Here is a 15,018-nt window from a genome sequence, read left to right on the forward strand (position 1 = left end):
TTCCATGGATGCTATAAAAGATAAGGAAAATGAATTCAGGAGCGCTGCCGAAAAACTTCAGTCTGCCAGAGAGGAGATCAAAAGGATCATTGTCGGGCAGGACGAAGTTGTCGAACAGCTCCTATGGAGCATCCTGTCCGGCGGGCACAGCCTTCTTGAAGGGCTTCCGGGACTGGGAAAAACAATGCTGATCCGGACGATTGCGGACTGTATGGACCTTTCCTTTAGTCGGATTCAATTTACCCCGGACTTGATGCCGTCCGATATAACCGGAACGATGCTCCTCCAGCCGGGCGATAACGGCAGGCAGGCATTCATTTTCCATGAAGGGCCGATTTTTGCCAATATTGTCCTCGCAGATGAAATCAACAGGGCAACCCCAAAAACACAGAGCGCCTTGCTTGAAGCGATGGCGGAAAGGACTGTTACCGTGATGGGTAGCACGAAAATGATGGCAAAGCCGTTTTTCGTCCTGGCCACCCAGAATCCAATTGACATGGAGGGTACCTACCCGTTGCCCGAGGCTCAAATGGACCGGTTCATTTGCAAAATCCTCGTCGGCTATCCTTCACGGGAGGAGTTGAAGGATATTGCCCGAAGAACGACAGGGACGGAAACCTCAATTGTAAGAAGGGTCGTTTCCGCGGATGACGTCATCCGGCTCCAGCAACTCTCGAAGGAAATCCTGGTCTCCGAAGAAATCCTTGATTTTGCGGTCGCTATCGTTACCTGCTCTCATCCCGGAAGTGAGGGGTCACCGGAATCCGTCAACAAGTACATCCAGTACGGGATTGGACCGAGGGGGCTGCAGAGCCTTTTGATGCTGGCCAAAGCAAGAGCTTTGTGTTCCGGCAGGTATCATGTATCGACCGGGGATTTGAAGAATGCAGCCCTCCCGGCGCTTCGCCACAGGCTGCTTTTGAACTTTGAAGGTGAAGCTCGAGGGCTGGCTACGGATGAAGTGGTCCTTGAAATCCTGGAGAGTTGCTCAAAGGCGGCCGCTGCCAAATGAGTGCCGGTTATGGCAGTCTGCTAGCCAGGCTTCAAAGGAGGAGGCTCTCGGTCAGGACCCGAAGAAGGGCTGTTCATAAAGGAGGGCGCCGTTCGGGACGGCCAGGCCAATCCCTTGAGTTTTCAGATTTCCGGGCCTACCAGCCTGGGGATGACCTCCGCCTGATTGACTGGAATCTATATGGCAGGACAGGTAAGCATTATATTAAAAGATTTCTAGATGAACAGGAAATTCATGCGGCTGTTATTCTTGACGTTTCACCTTCAATGCGAATGATCGAAACAAAATGGAACAGGGCGAAGGAAATTGCAGCTGCTTTGGCCTATATAGGCTTGATAGGGGAAGACCGTTTGTCCTTCATTCCCGCATCCGCTTCAACGGAAGGAAGAATCACTAGAAAAGGAGCGGTCTACGCCAAAAGCGTCTTTACTAGCATCCTTGCAACAGACGATACGCCGACGGCCGGAGCGTTCACGGAAAATGCTCTCCTCGAAGGGCTGAAAAGAACCCAGGCAGCAATCATAATAACCGATGGACTCGAAAACCCCGGGGAATTTGACAAGCTGTTCAGAAAGCTTGCGTCATCGAAAATCGAGGTAAAGTTCATCCAAGTTTTGGCCGGGGAGGAGCAAAATCCGACGGCTTCGGGCGATTTGCGGCTCATCGACAGCGAAACCGGAACAGCGGTCGATGTGAGCATGAGGGAAGGTGTGGTAAAAATGTACCAAAGAAGACTGGATGCCCACAACGCCTCGCTTGAACAGCTGTGTAAAAAATACGGGATTACGTATTTGTTCGTAACCGACCTGGATGATTTTCATGAGTTCATTTTTCACATATGCACGGCAAAAAAAGTGCTGGAATGAGGTGACCTGAATGCACTTCGCCAACCCCGCCTATTTCACTCTGGCAGGCTTGATTGGATTTGTCATTCTTCTATATTTTTTCCGGAAACAGTATAAGTCTGTCATCAATCCTTCCAACATGCTCTGGGCCGAGGCGATGAATGAATGGCAGGCATCCCCGTGGCTAAAGAAACTCCAAAACAGCCTGCTTTTATGGCTTCAGGTCATTGCGCTCGCCCTTTTGATGTTCGCTCTTGTGAAACCGGGCTGGCACAGCGGAGGGGTGGCCGAAAACCATTTGGTGTTCATTTTCGATCCCTCTTCGTCCATGTCTGCGGCAGCGGGAGATGAATCAAGGGCCTCCCTTGCGAAAAAGAAAATGATAGAGCTTTTGGAAAAAGGCGGGGACAGGGAGGTCACGCTTATCACCGCGGGGCAAAGGCCAGAAGTAATCCTGAACAGGGAAACAGGAAAAAAGGCCGCGTTGGATGCAATTCAGTCCCTTTCTCTCACATTTGAACATGACAATATTATTGAAGCGGTTAAGTTAGCTGTCTCATTGTCTTCTAAAGAAGGAAGCGAGATACATATTTTCTCGGATGCCGCCCTTAAGGACGATATAGAGGCGTTCGCAGGAAACGAGTTTATCCGGGTTCATAATAGCGGCGCGGCGATTCAGAATCTGTCGCTTCTCTCTTTTGGCGCTGCTAGGGTGGGCAATGAGATTGCCGCTGTGGCGTTGATTGAGAACCAGGGAAGTGAAGAACGCGAAGCCCTCTTCAGGGTGAAGGGAGAAAAAGACGTTCTGTTTGAAAAGGTCGTGAAAATTAGCGCTAAAAGCCAGGAAATCATTGATATCCCTGATTTACCAGAGCTGCCATATTATCTTGCCGAGGCAATCGCGGAGGACGGCTATGAAGCGGACAATGAAGCCGCAGCTGTTCTCGCACCGGCCAATCCGCCCATTTATGCAATTGGGAGTGTAAATCCCTTTTTGCTGAAAGGGTTAAAGTCTATTGGGTTAGAAATCATCCAGCCGGATAAAAGCGCAGTCGCTTCCATTGAGGAAGGAATCCTCCTGGTTGAGGGGAAGGAGCCAGATAACTTGCCCGCTCTTCCGGCCCTAATAATCAATAAGGAGAAGGGGCAACGGTTGGAATTGAAGGAAAAAATAACGGCTGTTGAATCCCCTGTACTGCAATTCACTGAAATCAGCAAAACCTTTGTAAAATTTGCAGCCGATCCTTATAACGACTCTTTTAAAACGATTGCGGAATCCGGAGGCCGGGCTTTGATTCAAACAGGATACAGAAAAGGCCAGCCGGCCATCGCGGTGAATTTTGCAATAGAAGACTCGGATTGGCCGCTTCATCCAGGCTTTCCGATCTTCCTGTATAACAGCTACCAATGGCTTTCGCAGCAATCCACGTTTCTTGGGTACTTTCAGCCCGGAGAAGAGAAATGGCTTAGCTTGGATACACCGGAAAGCAAACTGGCCATATTTGGCCGGGATGGAAAAAACCTGGCCGAGTACGACTTAACGTCGGAAAATTTCAAGGCACCTTTCAAACCTGGCGTATACGAGGCATTCTCCGGCAACAAGATTCACTATTTTTCCGTAATGCTGGACGACAGGGAAAAGATAGCTCCACACTCGGATTCTTTTATCCTGAATAAAAAGACACTTCAAAAGGGGCAAAAGGTCTTCCGGGAAAATGAAACAGCCTGGCTGGCGCTCGGCATTCTCGCCTTTTTCGCCTTGCTGATGGAATGGGAGGTATACAGGCGTGGGCTTGGACGTTAAATATCCCCTTATGTTTGCCCTCGTGCTTCCAGCGGCTTTTCTCATGTACAGATTTTTCAGGCGGGCAGGCACGTTGGAACAAAAACTCATCGGCTCGCTCCGCGCTGTTGTTTTCTTAATCATCATCCTTGCCCTGGCGGTTCCGCAGATTGTCTTCCCGGCCAAAACGGAAACGGTCATTTTTCTTGTGGACAGGTCGAAAAGTGTCGAGGCCGCGGGTGATGGAGCGCTTGACTGGATTCATGAGGCAGTTTTTAATAAAGAGCAAGGCATGCAATTCGCCATTACTTCTTTCGCGAAAGATCCGCTATCCGAATCGTCGTTGTCCGCTGGAGGGGAAATACCTACCCAGTTTAACGGGGATCTTGATAAAACGGAAACAGACATCGGCTCCGGACTAAGGTTTGCTTCCTCGCTCATTCCTGGAACCCAGGCAGGGAGGATTGTCCTTCTTTCCGATGGAAACAATACCGCGGGCGAGGCGGCTTCAGCGGCCCGGATGTTAAAGAGCAGGAAGATTGAATTGGATTACGTTGCCCTCAGGCAGGCGGAAGAAAGCGATGCCGCCGTAGCTTCTTTTTCTGTTCCGCCAACACTCTATGAAGGGGAAAAAACATCGGTTTCCGTTGCTATTTCAAGCAATGCAGAAATGGATGCAGTATTGAGGCTTACTGTTAACAACAAGGAGATTTTAAAGAAAGGAGTAAAGTTAAAGGAAGGGCAAAATGCCTTTACATTCACCCACCTTCCCTCGGACACTGGCCTCGCGGTTTACAAGGCTGAATTAATCAATTCAAACGATGCGCATATTGAAAACAATTCGCTATTTGCAGTTACGGATATAAAAGGTGTGCCCAAAGTGCTTGTTGTTGAAGGCACGCCTGGGGGAAGTCTGCCTGCGATTTTGCGGGGCTCCGGGCTGGCTGTCGATGCCATAGTCCCGGAAAGGCTCCCAACAGCGCTAGGCGGGTATCTCCACTACCAATCGATTGTTTTTGAAAATGTTCCCGGCCACAGGGTGTCCGAGGACCAGATGGACCTGATTGAAAAAGCGGTCAGGGAATTTGGGACCGGCTTTGTTATGACAGGCGGAGAGGATAGCTTCGGGTTGGGTGGATATTTCAAAACGCCGATTGAAAAGCTCCTGCCCGTCGATATGGATATAAAAGGCAAGAAAGAAATGCCTTCGCTCGGCCTAGTTATTGTCATTGATCGGTCCGGAAGCATGGAAGGAGCAAAGTTTTCACTTGCAAAAGAGGCGGCGGCAAGGTCGGCTGAACTGCTGCGGGAGGATGATACCCTCGGGTTCATCGCTTTCGATGATCGACCGTGGGTGGTTGTTGAGACTGCTCCGCTAAAAAACAAGCAGGAAGCCATTGAAAAAATCCGTTCAGTTGCCATAGGCGGAGGCACGAATATTTATCCGGCCCTGGAAAAGGCTTACGGGGAACTTCGTGATTTAAAACTTCAGCGGAAGCATATTATTTTGCTGACGGATGGCCAATCGGCGACGAACGGGGATTACGCCGCATTGATAGAGGAAGGGAAAAAACGGAACATCACCCTTTCAACGGTAGCCCTTGGAAGTGACGCCGACAGGCGGCTCCTTGAAGAATTGGCGAAGATGGGGAGCGGCCGGTTTTACGATGTATCCGATGCTTCGGTCATTCCGAGCGTGCTATCACGTGAAACCGTCATGACATCAAGGACTTACATCGAGGACGTCCCCTTTTATCCGGTAATCGAGGCATACCCCGAGTGGATAGCGCTTTTTGAAAAAGGCGTCCCGCAAATGAATGCGTATATTGCCGTTACCCCGAAGCCGAGGGCACGCGTTCCCGTCTTAAGCAAAAAAGACGATCCTGTCCTTGCCCAGTGGCAATATGGGCTTGGAACAACCCTCGCGTTCACGTCAGGCCTTTCAGCAAAATGGTCCGGGGATTGGGCAAGGTGGCCAGGCTGGCCGGGTTTCCTTAACCAGGTTGTTACCGAGTCGCTCCCGAAATATGATAGCGAGCCTTACTCGGTGTCAGTGGATAAGGATAAAGGGGAGGCGGTCCTATCGTTGAGCAGCGAGAACGCCGACCCCATTCCGATTGAAGCGACTGTCCTGACACAGGAGGGAGAAGCTGTCGATGCGAACACGAAGCTTATTTCTCCCGGGAAGTATGAGCTTATTATCCCGGGCCGGCCGGATATGTACTACCTTTCCATAAGAAAAAAGGACAAAGAGGGTGTATCCTCTGTTTACCGTACCGGATTCTCCGTTCCTTATTCGGAAGAGTTTTTGCTAAAGGGAACGAATAAAGAGTTTTTGAATGAACTTGTTTCCTTAAGCGGGGGAAGGGAGCTTACCTCTCCTAAGGAGGCATTCAGGCCGTTGGCACCGAAGCCGTTTACAAAACAGCCTGTTAGCGAGTATTTGCTTCTCGCTGCTTTTCTGCTGCTTGTAGCGGAAATCATTCTTCGAAGGTTTGGAATGGCGGCGCTTGGGAGGTTGCTTCCGAAACGCAAGGTTTCAACTGGTACAGGAGACGATGAGGGTACTGCTGTTTTCGGAAGGCTTGCGAAAGCGAAGGAACGTACCGGGAATAAAGCAAATCTGAAAAAGCCTGTCGCGGCCGTTCAGGAAAGGGATGAGCCAATTTTTCATAAAACGGAAACACCCCCTGCCCAAACGAAAACTTCACGCAGGGACTCAAAAGAGAAGCCGGCTCCGCGGGACTCAACTGCTTTAGGGGCGGAAGACAGGATGAAACGCCTCCTTGAAGCGAAAAAGAGGCGCAGATAGCTAAGAACACCGCTGAAAACGCGGTGTTTTTGTTTTACACCGTAACCGCCCATGACCTTGACATAGCCGTGCAAGGGCTGTAAACTTAACGATGTAAAGGTTTTTCACTTAACAAGGAGGGATAGCATGCTTGAGAAAACAACGCGAATGAATTATCTTTATGATTTCTACCATTCGTTGTTGACGGAAAAACAGCAAAGCTATATGTCTCTCTATTACCTGGACGATTATTCGCTCGGGGAGATTGCCGAAGAGTATGATGTGAGCCGCCAGGCCGTTTATGATAATATTAAACGCACTGAAGCAATGCTCGAGGAATATGAAGAAAAACTGCTTTTGCTGCAAAAGTTCCAGGAACGCAGCACCATTTTAGGGAAAATGAAAGAATTGATCAATTCCGAACCACTCCCTAAGCAGGCTCTGCTTGATGCGGTGGCCGAACTTGAGAAATTAGATTAGGAGGCGGCACTATGGCATTTGAAGGATTGGCCGACCGACTGCAAAATACTCTCCAAAGAATCCGCGGCAAGGGGAAAGTAAATGAAGCGGACGTCAAGGAGATGATGAGGGAAGTCAGGCTGGCGCTGCTTGAAGCAGACGTAAACTTTAAAGTAGTCAAGGAGTTCGTCAAAAAGGTCAGCGAGCGGGCAGTCGGCCAGGAAGTTTTAAAAAGCCTGACGCCAGGCCAGCAGGTCATCAAGGTCGTTAAAGAAGAACTGACCGAGCTGATGGGCGGGGAACAGAGCAGGATCGCCGTCGCGAACCGGCCGCCGACCGTCATCATGATGGTTGGGCTCCAGGGTGCCGGTAAAACGACGACGACCGGGAAGCTCGCAAACCTGTTGCGCAAGAAATACAACCGGAAACCGCTGCTCGTTGCGGCAGACATTTACCGCCCGGCAGCCATCAAACAGCTGCAAACGCTCGGCAAACAGCTCGACATGCCTGTTTTTTCGCTTGGCGACCAGGTAAGCCCGGTTGAAATTGCGAAACAGGCAATCGCGAAGGCCCGGGAAGACCATCATGATTATGTTCTGATTGATACCGCTGGGCGGCTTCATGTCGATGAAACGCTCATGGATGAATTGAAGGACATCAAGGAGCTTGCCAAGCCAAATGAAATCTTCCTCGTCGTCGATGCGATGACCGGGCAGGACGCAGTAAATGTGGCCCAAAGCTTTAATGAACAGCTTGGCCTTACCGGCGTTGTATTGACGAAGCTTGACGGCGATACAAGGGGCGGCGCGGCGCTATCCATCCGCTCTGTGACGAACACGCCGATCAAATTTGTCGGCCTTGGTGAAAAGTTAGATGCGCTTGAAGCGTTCCATCCTGAAAGGATGGCCTCCCGGATTCTTGGGATGGGCGATGTCATGACCTTGATTGAGAAAGCCCAAGCCAATGTCGATGAGGAAAAGGCGAAGGAACTTGAGCAAAAAATGCGGACAGCTTCCTTTACGCTTGACGACTTCCTTGACCAGCTTGCCCAAGTAAGAAAAATGGGACCGCTCGAGGATATATTGAAAATGCTTCCGGGCGCGAACAAAATCAAGGGATTGAATAATGTTTCCATCGATGAGAAACAGATTGCCCATGTGGAAGCGATCATCCGCTCGATGACGCCAAAGGAAAAGACGAACCCGGAAATCATCAACTCGAAGCGCAAACAAAGGATCGCCAAAGGAAGCGGAAGGACCGTTCCCGAGGTGAACAGGCTCCTGAAACAGTTCGAGGATATGAAAAAAATGATGAAGCAAATGGCCGGCATGCAGCAAAAAGGGAAAAAGAAGGGCGGATTCAGGCTTCCGTTCAATCCATTCTAAGGAATTATTTACCTATTTTTAGGTGTTAAGAAAAAAGACTTTACAAACTATTTAACAATTGGTATTATACTATCTTGTGTGAAACTATTCGGAGGTGCAAGTTAAAATGGCAGTAAAAATTCGTTTAAAGCGTATGGGAGCAAAAAAATCTCCTTTCTATCGTATCGTTGTAGCAGATTCCCGTTCACCACGTGATGGACGTTTCATTGAATCAGTAGGCACTTACAATCCTGTTGCAGCGCCTGCGGTTGTCGACATCAATGAAGAATTGGTTCTTAAGTGGCTTCAAAATGGCGCGAAGCCATCCGACACAGTCCGCAACCTATTCTCCCAGGCAGGCATCATGGAGAAATTCCACAATGCCAAGCTTGGCAAATAATAACGGCGGTCCGCTATGAAACAGTTGATCGAAACGATTGTAAAGCCCCTTGTTGATTTTCCAGAGGATGTTCGTGTGAACGTTATGGAAGAAGATCAGCGCGTAACCTATCACCTTTCTGTCAACAAGAGCGACATGGGAAAAGTAATTGGAAAGCAGGGGCGCGTTGCGAAAGCAATCCGCACCGTCGTCTATGCGGCCGGTGCATCGGAGCAGAAAAAACTGTTTTTAGAAATAGGTGAATAACCATTAAAAGGAGGGAGAATTCCCTCCTTTTTTGGTATTTATACATATGGGAGGTTTTTGTATGAAAATTCTCCGCACTGTCGCAGTAAAGCAAGTCCTTACAGAAACGAGCCGCCGAAAACTGCTTGATGCTTATCTGCATATGAAAGCGCAGCTTGAGAAAGAATGCGGCCAGCTGAAATTCGAACAGAAAAAGCTCGAGAAAGCCGGCAAGCTTCCACCCACTGAAATCAAAAGGCATTTTGAAAAGGAAATCCTCTCCCGCAAGGAAAGGATGGAGCAGCTTGAGTTTCAAATCGGACAGTTGCATATGCTACCATTAGGGAGCGAATTAAAAGAATCCGAAGTACAGGCAATCATCGACATTAAGCCTGGAGATCCCTGGGAGGATAGCCAGGAGGAAATTATCATTCGCGATGGGATTATTGAAGAGATACGCAAGAGGTGATGCAGATGGATAAATGGTTCAATGTCGGGAAAATTGTCAATACCCATGGTATTCGGGGCGAGGTCAGGGTCATTTCGAGAACCGACTTTGCCGACGAAAGGTACAAGCCCGGAAGCAAGCTCCACCTGTTCCTTCCTAAGGAAAAAGAGCCGGTGGAACTGACGGTGATAGCACACAGACAGCACAAAAACTTCGATTTACTCCAGTTCGAAGGCTACGGGAATATAAACGATGTTGAAAAGTTTCGGGATGGGATACTTAAAGTGCATGAATCACAGCTTGGCGACCTGGAGGAAGATGAATATTATTTTCACGAAATCATTGGCTGCAAGGTATTCACAACAGAAGGAGAGGAAATCGGGAAGATAACCGAAATCCTTACCCCTGGCGCCAACGATGTATGGGTCGTAAAAGGGAAGGGCGGCAAGGAGCATTTGATCCCCTATATCGCGCATGTCGTCCTCAAAGTGGATGTAAAAGAAAAGATGGTTATCATCGACCCGATGGAAGGCCTCCTGTCATGATGAAAATCGATGTGTTAACGTTATTCCCGGAAATGTTCGATGGGGTATTCGGCAGCTCGATTTTGAAAAAAGCGGCAGAAAAAGGGGCTGTCGACTACAATGTCGTAAATTTCCGCGAATATGCGGAAAATAAGCATAAAACAGTGGACGATTACCCGTATGGGGGCGGGGCTGGCATGGTGTTGAAGCCGCAGCCGATTTTCGACGCCGTCCAGGCATTGTCGGACGGCACAGCCGCGAAGCCCAGAGTAATCCTCTTGTGCCCACAGGGAGAACGCCATTCCCAGCGGAAAGCAGAGGAGCTTGCCGAGGAAGAGCATTTGATTTTTATATGCGGCCATTATGAGGGCTTTGACGAAAGAATACGGGAGCATCTGGTGACGGATGAACTATCGATTGGCGATTTTATTTTGACTGGCGGGGAGCTCGGGGCGATGGTCGTAATCGACAGTGTCGTACGGCTACTCCCAGAGGTACTTGGAAACGAGGAGTCCCATCGGAAGGATTCATTCAGCACGGGGCTCCTGGAGCATCCCCATTACACGCGTCCAGCCGATTTTCGCGGACATAAGGTCCCGGATGTGCTTATCTCGGGCAACCATAAGCTGATCGAAGAATGGCGGACGAAGGAATCGCTGCGGAGAACGTGGAACCGCCGTCCGGATTTATTCGAAGCCATCGAACTTGAACCCGCCCAAAGAAAATGGCTTGAGGAGATCAAAAAAGAAGAGCGGTAGTTATTGCACCATACCGCTGTTTATGGTAAGATACATCTTGTGGCTTGAACCGGTTTCCGGTAAAGCCCTTGAAAACGATGTTCCGCTGCATAGGGAAATGGATTGCAAGAGCATCTGTGGGAGGAGTTGAATACGATGCAACAATTAATCAATGAAATCACAAAAGCACAGCTTCGCACGGATCTTCCTGCGTTCCGTCCTGGTGACACTGTACGTGTACACGTTAAGGTTGTCGAGGGCACACGCGAGCGTATCCAGTTGTTCGAAGGTGTTGTGATTAAGCGTCGTGGTGGTGGAATCAGCGAAACTTTTACTGTCCGTAAAATTTCCTATGGAGTAGGCGTAGAGCGTACTTTCCCTGTCCACACACCGAAAATTGCGAAATTGGAAGTAATCCGCCGCGGTAAAGTCCGCCGTGCGAAGCTTTACTACCTGCGCAAACTTCGCGGGAAAAAAGCCCGTATCAAAGAAATTCGATAATTACACGCAACAAGCGTTCATTACGCTTGAGCCAGACAAGAAAACAAGGAAGCGCCTTCGCCAGGTCTCCCAGCCATTATCGGCCGGTGCCCCGCGATGGCGCTTCATTTGTTTAGCCGAGGCTTGAATACAGCCCTTTTTTAAAAATACACTAGCCACTACCCAAATGTTTCATTTTTTTTAACAATCATCAAATTGGCTCCTTAAAAATACTTTCCATTTGTGTTTAAGCGGGTCGGGTTATGTAAAATAGAGTATGGAATCAACTTTAAGGGAAATGGGTGGGAAACACATTATGACGAAAAAGAAAAATGAAGTATGGGAATGGACCAAAGCGCTGCTTGTCGCTGTTGCGCTTGCCGCGGTCATCCGCTATTTCCTTTTTGCACCGATTGTCGTTGACGGGCAATCGATGATGCCGACCCTGAAGCACCAGGATAGGATGATTGTCAATAAATTAAGTTACCGAATAGGGGAGCCAAAACGGTTCGACATCATTGTTTTCCATGCGCCGGAGCAAAAAGATTATATTAAGCGTGTAATCGGCCTCCCTGGGGACCATATTGAATATAAGGACGATACCCTTTATGTAAATGGAAAAGCATACGAAGAGCCGTATTTGGATGCTTACAAGAAAATGGTCGTGGACGGACCGCTGACCGACCCGTTCACACTTGAAGAAAAAATCGGCGAGAAGACCGTCCCAGAGGGCGAACTGTTTGTTATGGGGGACAATCGCAGGTATTCCAAGGACAGCCGCCACATTGGCACCATCCCTATGGAAAAAGTGCTTGGAAAAACAAGTGTTGTGTACTGGCCTGTCGAGGATATGCGCATAGTAAAATTGGAAGAGTAACTTTCTACTAAATGTTACAGGAGGTGGCCGCATTGACCATCCAATGGTTTCCTGGCCACATGGCAAAGGCGCGCAGGGAAGTAACCGAAAAACTAAAACTCGTCGATATCATTTTTGAACTTATTGATGCCAGGATCCCTTATTCATCAAGGAATCCGATGATCGATGAAATCATCCAGCACAAACCGAGGCTTGTCCTGCTGAACAAAGCGGACATGGCCGATAAGGAAGCCACTAAGGCCTGGATCCGCTATTTTGCGGAGAAAGGAATAAAGGCCTTGGCAATCAATGCGCAGGCTGGCGAAGGAATGAAGGAAATAACCGCCGCTTCGCATGAAATACTTAAGGAAAAATTCGACCGACTGAGGGCGAAAGGCGTCAAGCCGCGGGCAATCCGGGCAATGATCGTCGGTATCCCGAACGCAGGCAAATCGACGCTGATTAACAGGCTTGCCAAAAGAAACATCGCTAAAACAGGGAATACTCCTGGCGTGACAAAGGCACAGCAATGGATCAAGGTCGGCAAAGAGCTTGAACTCCTTGATACCCCAGGCATCCTTTGGCCGAAGTTTGAAGATCAAGAGGTAGGGAAAAAGCTTGCACTTACCGGAGCAATCAAGGATACCCTCCTTAATTTGCAGGAGTTAGCCCTTTATGGACTGAGGTTTCTGGACAAGAAGTATCATAGCCGGCTGACAGAGAGGTATCATTTAGATGATGTTCCGGAAGACCCGGTAGAGCTTTTTGAACATATCGGCAAACTTAGGGGGGCACTTGGCAGCGGAGGGACGATTGATTATGACAAAGTCGCCGAACTGGTCGTCCGGGAAATCAGGATGGAAAAGTTCGGGCCGCTTACCTTTGAATGGCCGGAAGAGGTTCTTGAAAAAAGTGAAAATGGAACGGAATAGGCTCTCATGTCGGGGGCCTTCTTTCATTAAATCAATACATAGGGGCAGTAACCAAATGACTAAATTAAGTATCAGGGAAATTGAAGTAAGGCTCTCTTCAATTACAGATGAACGAGATCCATTTTTACGGGAATTGGGTATGGATGGCCGAAAAGGTGTCGCAGAACTCCTGAGGAAATGGAACAAGGCAAAGCTGGACGAAGGGAAAATGAAGGCCAAATTTTTCGAAATGACGGCTTTTGAGATGAGAGCGCGGGAGCAAGGTTTTAAATGGATTGCAGGAACTGATGAAGCGGGAAGGGGGCCTCTGGCGGGGCCTGTCGCCGCGGCCGCCGTCATCCTTCCGGAAGATTTTTTTCTTCCTGGACTTGACGACTCAAAAAAGCTCCTACCCAAAAAACGGGAAGAATATGAGCAAATCATTAAACGTGATGCCATCGCATTCAGCACCTGCCTGGTCGGAGCGGAGGAAATCGATGAACTGAACATTTACCAAGCGTCAATTAAAGCGATGAAGGCTGCAATCGCCGGCCTGTCGCCACTGCCTGACTATGTCCTTGCCGATGCCGTCAAACTTGATTTGCCTTTTCCTTCTGAGGCTATCATCAAAGGGGATGCAAAAAGCATATCGATTGCGGCGGCTTCCATTTTGGCTAAAAATGAACGGGACAGGTTCATGAAAAAAATCGCCCAACAATATCCCGTTTACGGATTTGAAAAAAATATGGGCTATGGCACTAGAGAGCATATGGAAGCGATTAAAAAATATGGGATAACTCCTTACCACAGAAAATCGTTCGCTCCGGTAAAGATGGCTGACGATACCTGGAACCTTCCTGAAAATTGATTGGAATGCGCAACTCTCAAAAATGACAAAGCAATGAAGAGAACTCTCATATGAGAGGAATGTTTTGCCTAAAGTGTGGACAAGCCACGAGGCTTTATATAAAATGAAAGCGCAGTGCAATTTTCGACAGGTTGTTAGGAGGATGGGAAATGAATATCCACGAGTATCAGGGGAAAGAAATACTCAAGAAATACGGAGTAGCGGTCCCTAATGGAAAAGTGGCGTTCACGGTTGAAGAAGCGGTAGAAGCCGCTCGTGAGCTTGGAACAAAGGTTTGTGTCGTAAAAGCGCAAATCCATGCTGGTGGAAGGGGAAAAGCCGGCGGTGTTAAAGTTGCCAAAAATCTTGATGAAGTGCGTACATATGCGAGTGAAATTCTTGGTAAAACGCTGGTAACTCATCAAACAGGCCCTGAAGGGAAAGAGGTTAAACGCCTTTTAATTGAAGAAGGCTGTGATATTAAAAAGGAATATTACATCGGCCTCGTTCTTGATCGGGCTACGTCCCGTGTCGTCCTGATGGGTTCCGAGGAGGGCGGTACGGAAATCGAAGAGGTTGCTGAAAAGACACCTGAAAAGATTTTCAAAGAAGAAATCGACCCTGTTATCGGCCTTCAGCCGTTCCAGGCGCGACGTCTTGCCTTTAACATCAATATACCGAAGGAACTTGTCGGCCAGGCAGTCAAATTCATGACCAGCCTCTACAATGCTTACATTGAGAAAGACTGCTCCATTGCAGAAATCAACCCTCTTGTAGTAACCGGGGATGGAAAAGTTCTGGCGCTTGACGCAAAACTGAACTTTGATTCCAATGCCCTATATCGCCAAAAGGATATTCTTGAATACCGCGATCTTGAAGAAGAGGATCCAAAGGAGATTGAAGCATCGAAATACGACCTGAGCTATATCGCCCTTGATGGGAACATTGGCTGTATGGTAAACGGAGCCGGCCTGGCAATGGCGACGATGGACATTGTCAAGCATTACGGCGGCGACCCGGCGAACTTCCTTGATGTTGGCGGCGGTGCCACAGCCGAAAAGGTTACCGAGGCATTCAAAATCATCCTTTCCGACCCGAAAGTAAAGGGAATTTTCGTCAACATTTTCGGCGGAATCATGAAGTGCGATGTCATTGCGACGGGGGTCGTCGAGGCTGCGAAACAGGTAGGGCTTGAAGTTCCGCTTGTTGTCCGCCTTGAAGGGACGAACGTTGAACTTGGCAAGCAAATCCTGAACGAATCCGGTCTGAACATCGTTGCGGCTGAATCCATGGCTGACGGTGCGAAGAAAATCGTTTCGTTGGTGAAATAAAAGGG

16 protein-coding genes are annotated in these 15,018 nt (G+C 48.8%); all 16 read left to right on the plus strand.

All coding sequences use genetic code 11. The features are described from left to right. Window positions 1-4: 4 nt before the first annotated feature. The 16 genes from RB160_RS01790 to sucC all read left to right on the plus strand — a co-directional run bounded on the left by RB160_RS01790 (window position 5) and on the right by sucC (window position 15,013). On the plus strand, window positions 5-1,012 hold the full coding sequence (locus RB160_RS01790) for an AAA family ATPase (protein ID WP_316568491.1): 1,008 nt from the start codon (window positions 5-7) through the stop codon (window positions 1,010-1,012). Beyond that, entirely contained in the window at window positions 1,009-1,878 is an 870-nt protein-coding gene (locus RB160_RS01795; protein ID WP_316568492.1) for a DUF58 domain-containing protein, read from the plus strand. The genes RB160_RS01790 and RB160_RS01795 overlap by 4 nt, the downstream gene beginning before the upstream one ends. A gap of 10 nt (window positions 1,879-1,888) precedes the next feature. After that, the gene (locus RB160_RS01800; RefSeq protein ID WP_316568493.1) at window positions 1,889-3,661 is read left to right on the plus strand and encodes a vWA domain-containing protein; all 1,773 of its coding nucleotides are present in this window, start codon (window positions 1,889-1,891) and stop codon (window positions 3,659-3,661) included. Next, window positions 3,645-6,452, plus strand: coding sequence for a VWA domain-containing protein (locus tag RB160_RS01805; protein ID WP_316568494.1), 2,808 nt, complete (start codon window positions 3,645-3,647; stop codon window positions 6,450-6,452). The genes RB160_RS01800 and RB160_RS01805 overlap by 17 nt, the downstream gene beginning before the upstream one ends. 126 nt (window positions 6,453-6,578) lie before the next feature. After that, complete coding sequence (locus RB160_RS01810) at window positions 6,579-6,911, plus strand: putative DNA-binding protein (protein ID WP_316568495.1); 333 nt, start codon at window positions 6,579-6,581, stop codon at window positions 6,909-6,911. Between the two features lie 11 nt (window positions 6,912-6,922). Further along, window positions 6,923-8,275 (plus strand): signal recognition particle protein, encoded by a 1,353-nt coding sequence (ffh, locus tag RB160_RS01815; protein WP_316568496.1) that lies wholly within the window; start codon window positions 6,923-6,925, stop codon window positions 8,273-8,275. 106 nt (window positions 8,276-8,381) lie between these two features. After that, window positions 8,382-8,654, plus strand: a complete 273-nt coding sequence (gene rpsP / locus RB160_RS01820; RefSeq protein WP_053366175.1) for a 30S ribosomal protein S16 — start codon at window positions 8,382-8,384, stop codon at window positions 8,652-8,654. A 15-nt stretch (window positions 8,655-8,669) separates the two neighbouring features. Next, complete coding sequence (locus RB160_RS01825; protein WP_115450473.1) at window positions 8,670-8,900, plus strand: KH domain-containing protein; 231 nt, start codon at window positions 8,670-8,672, stop codon at window positions 8,898-8,900. Window positions 8,901-8,961: 61 nt separating this feature from the next. Next, window positions 8,962-9,348 carry a YlqD family protein gene (locus RB160_RS01830; RefSeq protein ID WP_316568497.1) on the plus strand — a complete coding sequence of 129 codons (387 nt, stop codon included), beginning with the start codon at window positions 8,962-8,964 and terminating at the stop codon, window positions 9,346-9,348. A gap of 5 nt (window positions 9,349-9,353) precedes the next feature. Beyond that, entirely contained in the window at window positions 9,354-9,872 is a 519-nt protein-coding gene (gene rimM / locus RB160_RS01835) for a ribosome maturation factor RimM (RefSeq protein ID WP_316568498.1), read from the plus strand. Beyond that, window positions 9,872-10,609, plus strand: coding sequence for a tRNA (guanosine(37)-N1)-methyltransferase TrmD (gene trmD, locus RB160_RS01840; protein ID WP_316569044.1), 738 nt, complete (start codon window positions 9,872-9,874; stop codon window positions 10,607-10,609). The genes rimM and trmD overlap by 1 nt, the downstream gene beginning before the upstream one ends. 135 nt (window positions 10,610-10,744) lie before the next feature. Beyond that, on the plus strand, window positions 10,745-11,089 hold the full coding sequence (gene rplS, locus RB160_RS01845; protein ID WP_316568499.1) for a 50S ribosomal protein L19: 345 nt from the start codon (window positions 10,745-10,747) through the stop codon (window positions 11,087-11,089). A 295-nt stretch (window positions 11,090-11,384) separates the two neighbouring features. Then, window positions 11,385-11,945, plus strand: a complete 561-nt coding sequence (lepB, locus tag RB160_RS01850; RefSeq protein WP_316568500.1) for a signal peptidase I — start codon at window positions 11,385-11,387, stop codon at window positions 11,943-11,945. Between the two features lie 32 nt (window positions 11,946-11,977). Continuing rightward, window positions 11,978-12,856, plus strand: coding sequence for a ribosome biogenesis GTPase YlqF (ylqF, locus tag RB160_RS01855; protein ID WP_316568501.1), 879 nt, complete (start codon window positions 11,978-11,980; stop codon window positions 12,854-12,856). Window positions 12,857-12,911: 55 nt separating this feature from the next. Next, window positions 12,912-13,703: a ribonuclease HII gene (locus RB160_RS01860; RefSeq protein ID WP_316568502.1), complete on the plus strand. Its 792-nt coding sequence runs from the start codon at window positions 12,912-12,914 to the stop codon at window positions 13,701-13,703. Between the two features lie 149 nt (window positions 13,704-13,852). After that, the gene (gene sucC / locus RB160_RS01865) at window positions 13,853-15,013 is read left to right on the plus strand and encodes an ADP-forming succinate--CoA ligase subunit beta (protein ID WP_316568503.1); all 1,161 of its coding nucleotides are present in this window, start codon (window positions 13,853-13,855) and stop codon (window positions 15,011-15,013) included. The last annotated feature ends 5 nt before the right edge of the window (window positions 15,014-15,018 follow it).

The organism is Neobacillus sp. YIM B06451, from assembly GCF_032667185.1.
GTDB lineage: Bacteria > Bacillota > Bacilli > Bacillales > Cytobacillaceae > Bacillus_D.